Source organism: Bacillus sp. NS1 (genome assembly GCF_058248265.1).
In genome coordinates this window covers 415,265-431,019 of record NZ_JBZAZF010000001.1, presented here as the reverse complement: position 1 = coordinate 431,019, position 15,755 = coordinate 415,265, and the positions used below count along the sequence as shown (strand labels likewise).

The 15,755-nt window shown below is 46.0% G+C and carries 15 protein-coding genes; 4 read left to right on the top strand and 11 right to left on the bottom strand.

Features of this window, described 5'->3' with window-relative positions; genetic code table 11:
- Window positions 1-89 precede the first annotated feature (89 nt).
- Window positions 90-464 carry a sporulation initiation phosphotransferase Spo0F gene (gene spo0F, locus AC4CV5_RS02170; protein ID WP_003227621.1) on the bottom strand — a complete coding sequence of 125 codons (375 nt, stop codon included), beginning with the start codon at window positions 462-464 and terminating at the stop codon, window positions 90-92.
- Between the two features lie 165 nt (window positions 465-629).
- On the opposite strand from spo0F, the gene AC4CV5_RS02165 reads away from it, so the two are divergent.
- Window positions 630-1,151: a DUF2529 domain-containing protein gene (locus AC4CV5_RS02165; protein ID WP_222142209.1), complete on the top strand. Its 522-nt coding sequence runs from the start codon at window positions 630-632 to the stop codon at window positions 1,149-1,151.
- An 82-nt stretch (window positions 1,152-1,233) separates the two neighbouring features.
- On the opposite strand, the gene pyrG is transcribed toward AC4CV5_RS02165, so the two are convergent.
- From pyrG to AC4CV5_RS02145, 4 genes are all read right to left on the bottom strand, one after another.
- Complete coding sequence (gene pyrG / locus AC4CV5_RS02160; RefSeq protein WP_490922018.1) at window positions 1,234-2,841, bottom strand: glutamine hydrolyzing CTP synthase; 1,608 nt, start codon at window positions 2,839-2,841, stop codon at window positions 1,234-1,236.
- 239 nt (window positions 2,842-3,080) lie between these two features.
- Window positions 3,081-3,602 carry a DNA-directed RNA polymerase subunit delta gene (gene rpoE, locus AC4CV5_RS02155; RefSeq protein ID WP_222142210.1) on the bottom strand — a complete coding sequence of 174 codons (522 nt, stop codon included), beginning with the start codon at window positions 3,600-3,602 and terminating at the stop codon, window positions 3,081-3,083.
- Window positions 3,603-3,784: 182 nt separating this feature from the next.
- Window positions 3,785-4,924, bottom strand: coding sequence for an acyl-CoA dehydrogenase AcdA (gene acdA, locus AC4CV5_RS02150; protein WP_222142211.1), 1,140 nt, complete (start codon window positions 4,922-4,924; stop codon window positions 3,785-3,787).
- Complete coding sequence (locus tag AC4CV5_RS02145) at window positions 4,921-7,038, bottom strand: heterodisulfide reductase-related iron-sulfur binding cluster (RefSeq protein ID WP_490922017.1); 2,118 nt, start codon at window positions 7,036-7,038, stop codon at window positions 4,921-4,923. The genes acdA and AC4CV5_RS02145 overlap by 4 nt, the downstream gene beginning before the upstream one ends.
- Before the next feature lie 154 nt (window positions 7,039-7,192).
- Here AC4CV5_RS02145 and cls (AC4CV5_RS02140) point away from each other — a divergent pair, with 154 nt between their 5' ends.
- The 3 genes from cls (AC4CV5_RS02140) to AC4CV5_RS02130 all read left to right on the top strand — a co-directional run bounded on the left by cls (AC4CV5_RS02140) (window position 7,193) and on the right by AC4CV5_RS02130 (window position 9,720).
- The gene (gene cls / locus AC4CV5_RS02140) at window positions 7,193-8,392 is read left to right on the top strand and encodes a cardiolipin synthase (protein ID WP_166847199.1); all 1,200 of its coding nucleotides are present in this window, start codon (window positions 7,193-7,195) and stop codon (window positions 8,390-8,392) included.
- A 12-nt stretch (window positions 8,393-8,404) separates the two neighbouring features.
- Complete coding sequence (uvsE, locus tag AC4CV5_RS02135) at window positions 8,405-9,367, top strand: UV DNA damage repair endonuclease UvsE (RefSeq protein ID WP_490922016.1); 963 nt, start codon at window positions 8,405-8,407, stop codon at window positions 9,365-9,367.
- A gap of 80 nt (window positions 9,368-9,447) precedes the next feature.
- Window positions 9,448-9,720: a hypothetical protein gene (locus AC4CV5_RS02130; protein ID WP_166847194.1), complete on the top strand. Its 273-nt coding sequence runs from the start codon at window positions 9,448-9,450 to the stop codon at window positions 9,718-9,720.
- Window positions 9,721-9,764: 44 nt separating this feature from the next.
- Here the strand turns inward: AC4CV5_RS02130 and AC4CV5_RS02125 are convergent, their stop codons facing one another.
- The 6 genes from AC4CV5_RS02125 to narJ form a co-directional block, all read right to left on the bottom strand.
- Window positions 9,765-10,289, bottom strand: a complete 525-nt coding sequence (locus tag AC4CV5_RS02125; RefSeq protein ID WP_166847192.1) for a dihydrofolate reductase family protein — start codon at window positions 10,287-10,289, stop codon at window positions 9,765-9,767.
- Between the two features lie 9 nt (window positions 10,290-10,298).
- The gene (locus AC4CV5_RS02120; protein WP_490922015.1) at window positions 10,299-12,026 is read right to left on the bottom strand and encodes an ABC transporter ATP-binding protein; all 1,728 of its coding nucleotides are present in this window, start codon (window positions 12,024-12,026) and stop codon (window positions 10,299-10,301) included.
- Between the two features lie 88 nt (window positions 12,027-12,114).
- A complete protein-coding gene (gene cls, locus AC4CV5_RS02115) occupies window positions 12,115-13,617 on the bottom strand; it encodes a cardiolipin synthase (protein WP_166847187.1) in 1,503 nt (500 codons plus the stop codon).
- 101 nt (window positions 13,618-13,718) lie between these two features.
- Window positions 13,719-14,348, bottom strand: a complete 630-nt coding sequence (locus AC4CV5_RS02110; RefSeq protein WP_490922014.1) for a YitT family protein — start codon at window positions 14,346-14,348, stop codon at window positions 13,719-13,721.
- A gap of 171 nt (window positions 14,349-14,519) precedes the next feature.
- On the bottom strand, window positions 14,520-15,191 hold the full coding sequence (gene narI / locus AC4CV5_RS02105; protein WP_490922013.1) for a respiratory nitrate reductase subunit gamma: 672 nt from the start codon (window positions 15,189-15,191) through the stop codon (window positions 14,520-14,522).
- Window positions 15,188-15,742: a nitrate reductase molybdenum cofactor assembly chaperone gene (gene narJ / locus AC4CV5_RS02100; RefSeq protein WP_222142219.1), complete on the bottom strand. Its 555-nt coding sequence runs from the start codon at window positions 15,740-15,742 to the stop codon at window positions 15,188-15,190. Before narJ ends, narI begins: the two co-directional genes overlap by 4 nt.
- Window positions 15,743-15,755: the final 13 nt, after the last annotated feature.

The window sequence follows — 15,755 nt, the reverse complement described above, 5'->3', positions numbered from 1 at the left end:
ACTCAGATCGCTTTTTCTCCATAACTAGAATACCAACTTTTCGACAAATCGGCAACATAATGACATGATTCATTTGTTTCTTCTTTTTGTCAATTAGACTTCAGGGGCAGATATTTTTTCACGGCGTCTCTGATTTCATCGATGTCAAACGGCTTCGCAAAGTGCGTCAAAGCGCCCAGCTCCTTTGATTCCTGGATCATGTCGAGCTCTCCGTATGCCGTCATGATAATCACCCGGATGTTTTCGTCAATGACCTTCATCCGTTTTAAGATTTCGATACCATCCATGCCGGGAATTTTCATGTCCAGAAGCACAAGGTCGGGCCGTTCTTTTGTCACGATGTCAAGCGCTTGCAGGCCGTTTGCAGCCTGAAACGTCTGGTAGCCTTCTTTATTGAATACTTCGTTAAGCAAAATACGTATACCGTATTGATCATCAACGATTAAAATTTTTTCATTCATCATTTTACACCCCAATATTATGATTTTCGTCAAAAGTAAGCAGTAGTGTATGTATTCTGTTTGATTTTCCTATTTCCTTTAATTATAATAGTCTACTTTACGACATTTTCTGAGCATTTTCTCTTTTGTTGTATACTGATATTGTACGTTATAAAGGAGGATTCACTTATGTTGAAAATATTTACGACGCAGTTAACAGGTATTTTTTCCCGCATTCAGGATAAGGAATCTGACGCGATTGAAGATGGGGCGCGGCTGCTTGCTCAAGCGGTGATCAGCGGGCATTCCATTTATTTATATGGAGCTAATGAGCTTCAGGGCGTCTTTTATGAGGCCACCGAAAGCAAAGAACCATTCCCTTCCGTCAAAGCCTTTCCAGAAAGCGCTGAGGAAGTGACAGAAAGCGACAGGGTGCTAATGTTTTGCTCAGGGACCGGCACAGCCGAAGAGCAGGCGCTCGCGAAAGAGCTTTATGAAAAAGGCGCGGGAGTCGTATGCGTATCGCCGGCAGCTAAAGACAGTGCGGGAATTGAACAATATTGCGATGTGCATATTGATTCTAAATTAAAAATGCCGCTCGTTCCCGATGAAGACGGCACCCGTTACGGATTTCCCTCTTTAATGACGGCACTGTATATCTACCATGCTTTATCGTTTACATTAAAAGAAATTCTGCAAGAGTATGCATAATATCTTATTGTACATGCTGTATCTTGCCGGAAACAAATAAAAAAGACTTGCCCGCTTTTGACAAACGGCAAGTCTTTTTTTATTACTTCTGATTTGCAGCTTCGACAGACGCTCCGATAAAGCCTTTGAATAGAGGCTGAGGTCTTGTCGGTCTTGACTTGAACTCTGGGTGGAACTGAGAAGCCACGAACCAAGGGTGGTCTTTCAGCTCGATGATTTCAACAAGGCGTCCGTCAGGGCTTGTGCCTGAGAATACGAAGCCTTGGTCTTCCATTTGCTGTCTGTATTCGTTGTTGAATTCATAGCGGTGGCGGTGACGCTCGTACACCACTTCATCCTGGTACACTTCAAAGGCTTTCGTGCCTTCTTCAAGCTTACAAGGGTAAAGTCCGAGACGAAGCGTTCCACCGAGATCCTCAACATCTTTCTGTTCAGGAAGAAGGTCGATGATCGGGTATTGAGTTGACGGATCAATTTCCGCAGAGTGTGCGCCTTTTAGGCCCAATACATTACGTGCGTATTCAATAGACGCAACCTGCATGCCCAAGCAAATGCCCAAGAACGGAATTTTGTTTTCGCGCGCGTATTTTGTTGCAACGATTTTGCCTTCAACACCGCGGTCTCCGAATCCGCCCGGCACGATGATGCCGTCAATTTCATTTGTGAGCTCTTCGATGTTGCTTTCTGTCACTTCTTCTGCGTTGATCCATTTTACTTTTACATCTGTGTCAAACGCATAACCCGCATGGCGGAGTGATTCAACGACAGAAATATATGCGTCAGGAAGCTCAACGTATTTACCGACCAGGCCGATCGTGATCGTTTGAGACAAGCTGCTGACTTTGTTAACAAGCTCTTTCCACTCTGACATTTCCGCCTCTTTGCATGCCAATTGCATGTGCTCGCAAACAAGCTTATCAAGCCCTTGTTTTTGAAGCTCAAGCGGAATGGAGTAAAGGTTGTCCGCATCTTCACACTCGATAACCGCTTTTGTATCGATGTCGCAGAATAGCGCGATTTTATCCTTCATATCTTGAGAAATCGGCATTTCTGTACGCACGACGATGATGTTTGGCTGAATGCCCAAGCTGCGTAATTCTTTTACGCTGTGCTGTGTCGGTTTTGTTTTCAATTCGCCCGCAGCTTTGATGTAAGGAACAAGCGTACAGTGAATGTACATCACGTTCTCACGGCCGATGTCGCTCTTCATTTGGCGGATCGCTTCAAGGAATGGCAGTGATTCGATGTCTCCGACAGTACCGCCGATTTCTGTTATGACGACATCCGCGTTTGTTTCTTTCCCCGCGCGGTAAACACGGTCTTTCAGTTCGTTTGTGATGTGCGGGATAACCTGTACGGTTCCGCCAAGGTAGTCTCCGCGTCGTTCTTTTTTAAGAACTGTTGAATAGATTTTACCAGTTGTCACGTTGCTGAATTTATTCAGATTGATGTCGATAAAACGCTCATAGTGACCTAGGTCCAAGTCTGTTTCAGCGCCGTCATCCGTTACGAATACTTCACCGTGCTGGTATGGGCTCATTGTTCCCGGGTCGACGTTGATGTATGGATCAAATTTTTGGATCGTCACGTTCAGTCCGCGGTTTTTCAGCAAACGCCCCAATGAAGCTGCTACAATACCCTTTCCAAGTGAGGATACGACTCCCCCGGTTACAAAAATATATTTCGTCATTTCGTTTGCTCCTCTCTTCGCTCTTAGCTACATGTTTAAAATGTACTGTTTTATAGAAAATCATTTAGCCTTTTAAATGATTTATAAGAAAAATGAGGGGTGAAAATAAGAAAGCTCCCTTTCAATTTCTTGAAAGGGAGCATAACGCACTATGTTCTCTCTTCGTTTTTGAAGAGCCCAAAATACATACTACATAGTTCGACTATGAAAGTCAAGATTGTTTTGAAGATGATCTTTTACTATTTGAGATCCTCTTCTTCATCATCAAGATCTTCATCATCTTCATCAATAATATCCTCTTCAATCTCAAGCTCATCGTCGTCTTCATCAAGATCTTCATCGTCAAAATCGTCGGCGTCAAGATCAAGTTCTTCCTCGACTTCATCTAAATCGATGTCGTCTTCATCGATCTCTTCAAACTCGTCAAGATCAAGATCTTCTTCGACTACTTTCTTCGCTTTTTTCTTTTTCGCCTTGACGGTCGGCTGAGTTTCTTCGTCAAGCTGATCATACGGATACCAGCTGCGAAGCCCCCAAGTCTGGTCGGAAAGCGCCAGGAAGCGGCCGTCAATGTTTAAATCTGTATAAAATTGAGCGATGCGGTCTCCAAGCTCTTCTTTTGTCACGCCGAGCAAAGATGCAATTTCATTTAAAAGCTCCTGAAAAGGAACTGGTTTTTTATGTTCTTCAAATAATTCGTGAGCGATTTCAACTAAAGCCATTTCCTTTAGCTCTTCCTGTGAATATTGTTTGATACCCAAGGTCGGACACTCCCTTTCTATTACTTATATGTATCTGTTTTATCAATAATGAAAGCGATTTTGTATCGTTCTTATACAAACCATACCTCTCATTATAAACAAAATAAAACAGAATATGCTACCCTTAACAGCGTTAATTTAAATAATTTTACAAGAGTGATCCGACTGATAGAAGTTTTGCGTCAATCCGCGAGCATTCTGGAGATGACAAGTCTTTGAATTTCTTGAGTGCCTTCATAGATTTGCGTGATCTTTGCATCACGCATATAGCGTTCAACCGGGTAATCTTTTGTATAGCCGTAGCCGCCGAAAATCTGCACGGCTTCGGTCGCCACCTTCATCGCCGTATCCCCCGCCAGCAGTTTGGACATGGCGGAAGCTTTTCCATATGGAAGGCCTGATGATTCAAGCCATGCCGCCTGATAGGTCAATAGCCTTGAAGCTTCTATCATTGTAGCCATATCCGCGAGTTTAAAAGCAATGCCTTGCTGCTCGGCGATCGATTTCCCGAATTGCTTTCTCTCTTTTGCGTATTGAATCGCCGCATCAAGCGCCCCCTGTGCGATGCCCACGGCTTGGGCGGCAATGCCATTTCTGCCTCCGTCAAGCGTCTTCATCGCAATTTTGAAGCCTTCCCCTTCTTCTCCGAGACGGTTTGCTGCTGGCACAACACAATCTTCGAACATGACTTCCGTTGTCGGAGACGAACGGATGCCCAGCTTCTTTTCTTTCTTGCCTGTAAAAAATCCTTCGAAATCCTTTTCTACAATAAAAGCGGAAATGCCTTTTTTCTTTTTCTCGGGATCGGTGACTGCAAAAACAATGTAAATATCCGCGATCCCGCCGTTTGTGATAAACACTTTTGAACCATTTAACACATAGTCATCGCCGATTCGCTCAGCAGTTGTTTTCATGCCGCCGGCGTCAGAGCCGGACCCCGCTTCGGTCAAAGCAAAAGCGCCGATTTTCTCTCCGAGGGCCAGCTGTGTTAAGTGCTCTGTCTTCTGTTCTTCCGTCCCAAAGGCAAACAGCGGCCAACTGCATAGAGAGATATGGGCAGAAAGCGTCACACCGGTGGAGGCGCACACTTTCGACAGCTCCTCCACCGCGATGACGTAGGCCAGATAGTCACTTCCGATTCCTCCGTAATCTTCAGGCCATGGAATTCCCGTCAGCCCTAGATTCGCCATTTCCCGAAACAGCTCGCGGTCGAAGCGTTCTTGTTCGTCGCGTTCTGCTGCTGTCGGGGCCACCTCATGCTTCGCAAAATCACGCACCAATTTCCTGATCATCTCGTGTTCCTCTGATAACGAAAAATTCATGGCTTCTCCCCCATTTTTATATCAGCGCCTAAGACGGATTGGGCCAGAAGCTCGGCGACGTCATACGTTTTGACTTGGTCTTCGGCTTCTTTCGCCTTTGTGCCGTCCCCGAGCATCGTGAGACAGTACGGACAGCCTGAGCTGATCACCGATGGGTTGACCGCAAGCGCTTGCTCTGTCCTAGCGACGTTAATCCTGTTGCCCGTTTCTTCTTCCATCCACATTAATCCCCCGCCGGCGCCGCAGCACATGCCGGTTTCACGGTTTCTTTCCATTTCAATCAGCTGTACGCCCGGAATGGCTTTCAAAATCTCCCTAGGCGGATCATAGACTTCATTATATCGGCCCAAGTAGCATGAATCATGGAAGGTAATCGCCTCTTGAAGCGGGTGCTGCGGTTTTAATTTCCCGTTCTTCACCAGCTCAGCCAGCACTTCTGTATGATGGTAAACCTCACCTTCAAAACCGAAATCAGGATACTCGTTTTTAAATAGATTGTATGCATGCGGGTCGATTGTAACGATTTTTTTGACATGATTTTTTTCAAATTCAGAGATATTCTTCTCAGCCAGCTCTTGGAATAAAAATTCATTTCCGAGGCGGCGCGGCGTGTCTCCTGAATTTTTTTCTTTATTGCCGAGAATCGCGAAGGATACGCCTGCGTGATTGAGCAGCTTGGCAAAAGAAATTGCGATTTTCTGGCTTCTGTTGTCGTAAGACCCCATGGAACCGACCCAGAAAAGGTACTCAAATTCTTTTCCTTCTTTTTTCATTTCTTTTACTGTTGGAATCTCAGCTTCCGGCGCCGCATCACGCCAATTTTCACGTTCCTTGCGGTTGAGGCCCCACGGATTTCCCTGCCGCTCGATACTGGTCATGGCTCGCTGTGCGTCGCTGTCCATTTTTCCTTCTGTCAGTACGAGGTAGCGGCGGAGGTCGATGATTTTATCCACGTGTTCGTTCATGACCGGACATTGATCCTCACAATTCCGGCAAGTCGTGCACGCCCAAATTTCTTCCTCTGTGATGACGTCGCCGATCAAGCTCGGATTGTAATCTAGCGCTGCCGCGGCTTCCTGCGATCCGCTGCCCGCTGACGCTGCCGCCAGCTGATTGCCTCTCGTATGCCGGAACGCTGCCGCGGGCACCCATGGCGAGCGCGAGGTGACGGCGGCGCCTTTTTCGGTGAGATGGTCTCTGAGACGCAAAATTAAGTCCATCGGTGACAGCATTTTTCCGGTGCCTGTCGCAGGGCACATATTGGTGCAGCGGCCGCACTCGACACATGCGTACAGATCAAGCAGCTGGGACTGCCGGAAATCTTCAATTTTTCCCGCTCCAAAGCTTTCTTTCGTTTCGTCGGTAAAATCAATTTTTTCAAGCTTTCCGGCTGACTCCATTCTATTGAAAAAGACATTTGCCGGGCCGGCGATTAAATGCGCATGCTTCGACTGAGGCACGTACACTAAAAAGCTCAGCAAAAATAGAAGATGCACCCACCATGCGACATAAAAAATTACCGCCGCACCTGTTTTCCCGACTCCGCTAAGCAAAAACGCGATACCTGATGCAATCGGCTCGCTCCATGAAAGCCCGTGATCATGCCAGATCAGGTTCATCCCGTTCCCAACTAGAACGGTCAGCATCAATCCCCCGATAAAAATGAGAACGAGTCCTGCTTTGAAACCGCGTTTCAGTCTGACGAGCTTCTCAATATAACGTCTGTAGAACGCCCAGCCTACAGCGATTAAAATGAGAAATGTAACGATTTCCTGAAAAAAGGTGAAAGCGGGATAGACAGGGCCAAGCGGCAGATTCCGATCGGGAGCCAGTCCTTTGATGATAAAGTCAATGGCTCCGAACTGAACCAATATAAATCCGTAGAAAAACATGACGTGAATGATTCCGCTTTTCTTGTCCTTGAGCAATTTTTTCTGTCCGAATACATTTACCCATATGGCCTGAAGCCGTTCCTTGATCCGTTTATCAAAATGTTCCTTCTGCCCAAGCCTAATGTAGGCCAGTCTCGTTTTCACCAAGTACACAAACAAATAGACAGCGTAAGCGGTTACAATCAGAAATAACAATGCATTTGCGATGAGAAAGCCGCTCATTCCAATTCCCCCTTTTTACTGATAAAGACCGCGATCCCCTACCCTCGAATCTGTATAAGATTATCTTAATGATAAATAATGAATGAGTGTTCAGTCAATAATTAAATTCCTGCTGTTCGGGCACACTACCTTTACTACGGAAAGGAGTGCCAGGATGAAGATATTTTTCGTAATCCTCATCATTGTGATCATACTATTGGCTTTCATTCTGCTTGATATCTTCATGGGACGCGCCGTTTATAAAAAAAACGCGTACGAGCCTGTTTTTTCAAAAAAGAAGAGTGAGATCGAATTGATCCACTGCGGCGCTGATCTTGTGGAACGGATGATGGAAGACATCCGCCAGGCCGTTTCCTCTGTTCACGTGATGTTTTTTATTATGAAAAATGATGAGGTCAGCCACAATATGTTTACGCTGCTGAAAGCAAAAGCTACATCCGGTGTTTCTGTTTATTTGCTGCTGGATTGGTCCGGCAGCCAAAAAATTAAAAAACCGGCGCTGGAGACGATGAAAAATGCCGGGGTTCATGTTCATTTTCTTAACAAGCCCCGTTTTCCTTTTTTCTTTTTTCATATGCAAAAACGAAATCACCGGAAAATCGCTGTGATAGACGGAAAAATCGGTTATATCGGCGGGTTTAACATCGGTGAGGAATACCTTGGAAAGAAGGCGAAGTTCGGCAATTGGGAGGATTATCATCTGCGTATGAAAGGTGAAGGTGTCCGCGATCTTCAGACGCTTTTTACAGCCGATCTGAAACGAAATACCGGATCAGCTGAACTGGGCCCGGATGTTTGGCCGGAACTTCCGCAAGGGAATATCTCTCATAAGATTTATGCGACTGACGGTTATTCTCTTGAAAAAACGTATGTGGCAAATATCGCGCGGGCAAAAGAGCGCATTACCATTTGCACGCCTTATTATATTCCGACAAAACCGCTTCAGCAGGCATTAGTCAAAGCAAGAAAAAACGGTGTAGCTGTTACGGTCATCGTACCGATGAAATCAGATCATCCGCTGGTCAGAGAGGCTGCTTTTACGTATTATTCGGAGCTCTTGGATGCCGGATGTCTTATCTACCGTTTTTATCAGGGGTTTTATCATGTAAAAGCTCTGATCATTGACGATCATTTCAGCATCATCGGGACCGCCAATTTTGATCAACGAAGCTTTTTTTTAAATGAAGAAGTGAATGTTGAAATCGATGATAAGGCTTTTACAAAAGAAGTCTATGCCACGATTGAAGAGGATATTAATAGGTCAGCGCTGCTGACAAAGGAGAATTTCAAAAAGCGTACGTTCAGGCAGCGCCCGGCGGAATGGCTTGGCAGAGCATTATCTTATTTTTTATAAAGGAGAGTTCCTATGATTTTCAGATTCGGGTTCGTTTCAAATGCGATGAGCCTTTGGGATGCGTCTCCCGCTAAAACATTGACATTCGCGCGTTATTCCAAGCTTTCAAGGGATGAAAGAAAAGAAGCACTGCTGACTGTGACAAGAGCCAATTTACGCAATACGATGAGAACCCTTCACTATATCATCGGCCACGGCATTCCTTTGTACCGTTTTTCCAGTTCGATTGTACCGCTGGCCACGCATCCCGATGTAATGTGGGATTTTGTAACGCCGTTTCAAAAGGAGTTTCGGGAGATCGGAGAGCTTGTCAAGGCACATCATCTGCGAACCAGCTTTCATCCAAACCAATTCACTCTGTTCACGAGCCCGAAGGAAAATGTCACAAAAAATGCGGTAACAGATATGGCGTATCACTACCGCATGCTTGAGGCCATGGACATTGCTGATCGCTCCGTTATTAACATTCATATAGGAGGCGCTTACGGAGATAAAGATACAGCCACTGCACAATTTCATCAAAATATGAAGCAGCTGCCGCAGGAGATCAAACAGCGGATGACGCTGGAAAACGATGATAAAACATATACGACAGAAGAAACGCTTCAAGTCTGTGAACAAGAGGATGTTCCGTTTGTCTTTGACTTTCATCATTTTTACGCCAATCCAGATGATCACGCCGACCTGAATGAAGCACTGCCCCGGATGATCAAAACGTGGGAGCGAATCGGCCTGCAGCCGAAGGTTCACCTGTCTTCCCCAAAATCGGAGCAAGCTGTTCGCAGCCATGCCGATTATGTTGACGCAAACTTTTTGCTGCCGCTTTTGGAACGCTTCAGGCAATGGGGAACAAATATTGATTTCATGATTGAAGCAAAACAGAAAGACAAGGCGCTCCTCCGCCTGATGGATGAATTAAGCTCCATCCGCGGTGTCAAGCGCATCGGCGGCGGCACGCTGCAATGGAAATCATAAATGCGCAATATTAGGTTTACAGGTCGTCCACTCTGGGAACATACGATATATAAGACAACAACCGATGGAGGAGAAAGATTATGAAAAACATCAAGTCTCTGAAAGTAGCCGCAAAGGCATTTACTTTAAGAAATTTGATTTATCTTTATAAAATGTGCCATTCCGGAAGCCACGAGGTTTATATTTATTCAAAGAAAACGATGTGCAAAATCAAAAGCTTAATTGAGCTTGAGACGTTCCGTATGGCTCATGATGAAAAGGAGTATCTCATTGTTGTGGAAGGAACAAAAGCGCCACAGCTGGTTGAAAAGTTCCAAAGTATCATTGAGCCGCCTGAAAGAGAAGCGCTCTAACTTACATATAAAAAGGATAGACATGTATTTGTCTATCCTTTTTCTTATGATCTTACATAATGAAGCTGAACCGCCTGTCCAAATTGTTTCATTCCTTTTAACCGCAGCTTTGTTTCATTCGTCAGTTCGTGAAACAGCGGAATGCCGCTCCCTAAAACGACTGGAATCATGGTAATGATGAATTCATCGATGGCGTCTTCTTTCATAAAGGCATTCACCAGCTCTGCCCCGCCTGCTATCCAGATGTTTAAGCCTTTATCCTGTTTCAAACGGTCAGTGAAGGCCTTGGCTCCCTCATTGATAAACGTCACGTGTCCATCCTGATAGCTGCCGGGCGTTCTCGTGAAAACGTAGCATGTTTTGTCCTGATACGGAAAAACCGGTGTAAGGATTTTGACGTGTTCATATGTGCTCCGGCCTAAGATGACGGTATCAACAGTCTGATAAAACGCACTGTAACCGTTATCGCCTTCACCTTCAAATTCATCCAGCCAATCGATGCTCCCATCTTCTCTTGCGATCATCCCATCCAATGAAACAGCAATGTAGAGCACATTTTTTCTATCCATATTCCCCTCCTAGTGCTGCACCATTTGACCGAATTGCGCTTGATGCAGCCTGCTGTACAGGCCTCCAGCTTCGATCAAGTCTTGATGACGGCCTTGTTCTTCAATACCGTTGTTTGTGACGACCACAATTCTGTCCGCGTCTTTGATTGTCGCCAGCCTGTGGGCGATGACGAGCGTCGTGCGCCCCTCGGACAATTCTTGAAGCGCCTTTTGAATCGCCGCTTCTGTTTCTGTATCAAGGGCAGAGGTTGCTTCGTCGAGAATCAGGATCGACGGATTTTTCAAGAACATCCGTGCAATTGACAGGCGCTGTTTTTGCCCGCCGGAGAGCTTCACGCCACGCTCGCCGATGATGGTATCCAATCCTTCAGGCATGTTATGGACGAGCTCTTCCAGATGCGCCTGCTTCACAGCCTGCCAAATGTCTTCTTCTGATGCGTCTAATCGGCCGTAGGCGATATTTTCTCTAAGCGTGCCCGAGAATAAGAAAACGTCCTGCTGCACGACGCCAATCTGCCCCCGCAGCGAAGACAGCGTCATGTCTTTAATGCTGATGCCGTCGATCGTAATGTCACCCTCAGATGCTTCATAAAAGCGCGGAAGCAGACTGCAAAGCGTGGATTTCCCCGCACCTGACGGACCGACGAACGCAACCGTTTCCCCCGCTTGAATGGACAGGTTAATGTCATTAAGGACGTTGTGATGGTCATCATAGCCAAATGAAACATGTTCATAGCGGATATTGCCCTTCAGGCCGGCAACGTCTCTCGCATCAGGAGAATCCTGAATATCCGGCTCTGTCTCTATCAGTTCCATATAACTTTTGAAACCGGCGATTCCCCTCGGATACATTTCGATAATAGCGTTAATTTTGTCAATGGGCCTGAACAGCACATTCGTCAAGAGCACAAACGCAACGAATTCCCCGTACGATAAGGAGCCGCGAATGACAAACCACGTTCCGCACAAAAGCACAAAGAGCGTGACAAACCGAGTCAGCATATAGCTGATTGAGCCGTTTTTCGCCATGATTTTGTATGAGGAAAGCTTTGTGACACGGAAACGCTGATTGTTGACAGCGAAGCGTTCTTTTTCAAACGCTTCATTGCCGAACGCCTGCACGAGCCGGATGCCGCCAATATTATTTTCTACCCGCGCGCTGAAGTCGCCGATATCCTTGTTCAGCGTGGTAAACGCTTTGGTCATTTTTTTGTTGAAATAAAGCGCTAGCCAAATGACAATCGGCATGATGATAAACGTTAATAATGCCAGCTGCCAGTTAATAAACAGCATGACCCCGAACGCTCCAAGAATGGTCATGATGGCAATGAATAAGTCTTCCGGGCCGTGATGGGCAACTTCGCCGATGTACATTAAATCGTTCGTCAGCTTCGACATCAGCGTTCCCGTCTTGTTGTTGTCGTAAAATTTGAACGAGAGCTTTTGCAAATGGTCAAAAAGCGATTTTCTCATATCGGTCTCGATATTGATCCCGAGCATGTGTCCCCAGTATGTAACGATATACTGGAGTGCCGAGCTGAGCGCGTACACTGCAAATAAGCCGATTGAGGTCGCGATGATCAGCCCCCAGTCCCTGCCCGGAAGCAAGGTGTCAATAAAATAATTGACGATCAAAGGAAAACTCAGCTCCATTAGGCCTCCCGCGATCGCCGAAAAAAAATCGAGAAAAAACAACGTTTTATATGGTTTATAATATGAAAAAAATTGCCGCAGCACTCTATCTTCCCCCAATGCATAAATAACTGATAATATTTCTCAATTATACTATACACCGGCGGTTTTTAAAGATCAGATTTCTTATTTCTTACAGAACACCTGAAAACAGACGGGCTAAGGATTCTTTTGTCCGGTCGGTCATTCCCCTTTTATAAAAGCCGACAGGGCTGAGTTTTTCACTGTCCAGCATATCCTCTTCGAAATGGGCTTCAAGGGTGCGGATCGCTTCGGCATCCGTAAAGAACACGTTCACTTCAAAGTTGAGCTGGAAGCTGCGCATGTCCATATTCGCGGTGCCGACGGAGGCGAGATCGCCATCAACGATCATGACTTTTTGATGCATGAAGCCTTTTTGATAAGAATACACCTCAATGCCCTCAAGAAGCAGCTCTGGAAAATAGGATCTCGACGCGTATTGCGTCAAAAAGCTGTCGTTCTTTTCCGGCACCATGACCCTTACCTCTACGCCTTTTGTCGCCGCTGCCTTCAGCGCCATGCGAATGGATTCATTCGGGACAAAATAGGGAGTAGCGATCCATATTGATTTCTGCGCTGAAGAAATCATTTCATAATAAAGGTCGCTCATGCTTTCCTTCATGTCAGGGCCTGTCGCGACAACTTGGTAAATCCCCTCCCCTTCCACGGGAACCGGGGTATTGTACACCTCTTGATCAATTAACACTTCATTGGAGACGTATTCCCAATCAAGCATAAAGATGGCGTGAAGCGTTTGCACAATTTCTCCTTCCAGCCGCAGGTGAGTGTCTCTCCAAAATCCGATGGACGGATCTCTGCTGATATATTCCTTCCCGACATTTAATCCGCCCACAAACCCAGTTTTCCCGTCAATGATCACGATTTTCCGATGGTTTCTGAAATTCAGCTTCTGGTTGAAAAACCCGTATTTCAGCGGAGAAAACGGAACGATATCTACTCCCGCTTGCTTCATTTTTATGATATCTTTTCTTGCCAGCTTCATGCTTCCTGCGGCATCATATAAAAACCGCACCTCGACACCTTGGCGCGCCTTTTCCATCATAATGTCCATCATGCCGCGGCCGAGCATGTCTGATTTAAACATGTAGTATTCAATATGTATATAAGATTCTGCTTTCCTCATTGCTTTGAAAATGTCCGGGAAGGTTTCTTCGCCGTTTTTCAGCACTTTGATATTGCTTTTCGTATTGATATTCATATGGGCTGCCTTAATGGAATACGTAAAGAACCTTTCCTGATTGCCCTTCAGCCCTGTCACTTCCGGCGTTTCCTCCATGTCAAACAGCTTCCTGAGCTTTTCCCTGTTATGCATTCGTTTTGTCTTGAACAGCTTTCCTTTTACATAAAGCTGTCCGGAAAACAGATAAAACATGTAGCCGGCGATTGGAAAAAAGACAAGAATGTGGATCCATAGCAGCGTGTGCTGCGAGGTGCGGTTTTCAAGGATTAACGAATAGATGCTGAACAAAATAATGCTTACATAGCAAAGCAATCCTCCGTAAAACTCAAGCCTGGAAACCGGAAAAAACCATATGACATATGCCCCGATAAGCATGATATATAAAAAGAAAAATTCCAGTCTCCTTTTCAGCATCCTGATTCTCTCCATTCTGATTCAATTACCTCCGTATTACCTCTTTTTTCTAATCGATAAACCTTCTATGCAAAAAGCCTCTCCGCAAGATGCGGAAAGGCTTATGATGAAGCTTCCTGAGATTGTCCGGGTGTGATGTTCTGGAGCAAGGCCGGCGTGAGGGAGTAGCTGCTTTCGATTTTATTTTTGAAGAAGCTGACGATCAGGCCCGTGAAGGCAATCGACACTAAGGAGAAGAGACCTTTCAGCAATCCGACGGAGAAAATGCCGACCAGCACTACGCCAAAATCGAAGAGGAAATTAATCGTACCCGGATTCCATCCGTAGCGCTTTTGCAGAAATAAAGCGAGAATATTGGCGCCGCCGAGCGATGCCTGATGATAAAACATGAGCGACAAGCCGAATCCAATCAGCGCCCCGCCGCAAATCGCCCCGGCAAGCGGTGAAAAAGAGACAGACGGCAGCCAATGATCCGCGCTTGTAAACAGAGTCAGCGCTGTGACTGCAAATACAGTGGATAGGGTAAATTTGATGCCCATTCTGATGAGAGAAAATACGTAAAACGGGATATTAATCATAAAGAAGATAATGGCAAACGAGGAATGAAACAAGTATGTCAGGCTTAGTGACAGTCCCGCTGTCCCGCCGGTTAATACGTGAGAGTGTCTAAGCGTCAGGACTCCGGCGCCTGTCATAAGGCAAGCAGTTAAAATGAATAAAATCCGCTTCATTCTTCACTCTCCTTTTTAGAATGTTATTTCTAAATGCAAACATAACAGGATTCCTGGCCGCTCAGCCATTACCTTGGCAGAAAATATCTTGCTTTTTTATTTTTTCTTCAAACTGTTTTGTAAGACTTGTTTCCATCATCATAAAAAATCCCCCTCTTTCAAGGGGGATTTTTACGAGCGTTTCCGATACACGACATAGCTACGTGTCAGATATTTGAGCGGCAGACTGAACACGTGAACCAATCTTGTAAACGGCCACAGGATAAAAACGACGTATCCTATCATGATATGGATCTTAAACCATAACGGGACGCTCTCCATTAAGGAGGCATCAGGCCTGAATAAAAAGATCTCCCTGAACCACGGCCCGACTGTTGTCCGGTAATCAAACCCTTTCGAATCAATGTTGAGAAACGTGGCGGCAACGCCTGACAGCATCATGAACAGCAGCAGGATGAGAATAAGGATATCCGATAGCGAGCTGGTTTTGCGGATTCTTTTGTCAAACAGCCTTCTGTACGTCAGGATGACAAGTCCGGTACATGCCACACCCCCCGCCGGCAGGCCTGCGCCGATCGCCATTTTGTGATAAGCATGCTCTGAAATGCCAATGGAGGTGTACACGGCTTCCGGGATCAGTATTCCCATGAGATGCCCGCCGATAACGCACAGCATGCCCCAATGAAAAAGTGTACTGCCTGCCGCAAGTTTTTTCTTTTCTAGCAGCTCGCTGGATTTCGCCGTCCAGCCAAATTGGTCATGCTGGTAGCGGTAAATATGACCGCCGATAAAGATCGTCATTACAATGTATGGCATCACGCCCCACAGGATCTGCCCGTTCATGCTTGAACAGTCCCTTCAACGCTTTCACGTACGCCAATGTTCTCCAGCGCGGCCAGCAGCACGTGCAGCAGCTCCGCATATACGCTGTCATTTTTTTCGAGGCGGAATGCCAGCTCCCTCACATTGGACAGATATTTCTCAAACACGTTTCTCGCTGCTTCAATCTCCGCAACCGCGGCAAATTCCAGCATAAGCGGCAGATAATCAGGCAGCTCTTTCTCTGTCGGCAGGAAACCGGATTGCTGGTATGTGTCTTTTAAATGAAGCAATTCAATCCCGCGTTCCCTTTGCTCGCCTGAGTTAAAGTAGGTGACGTACATATTCGTTTTTTTCCCGAAGTCGAACGTATAGACATAGTGTTCAATCAGCGCTTCATGAGAAAAGCTGGCTGATGCTTCGAAAAAGTGCAGCAGCTTCTCCCGGATTTGCCGATTGCCGTTTTCATGGATAAGAGTCTCCCAATCGGGAAGCTCGGCTCTCCACCCTTCATCCGGATAGGATAGAAGAAAGGAAAGAGCGGAGAACGTAATCTGCCGGTCTGTGGTGTTCATCTTGTTACACCTC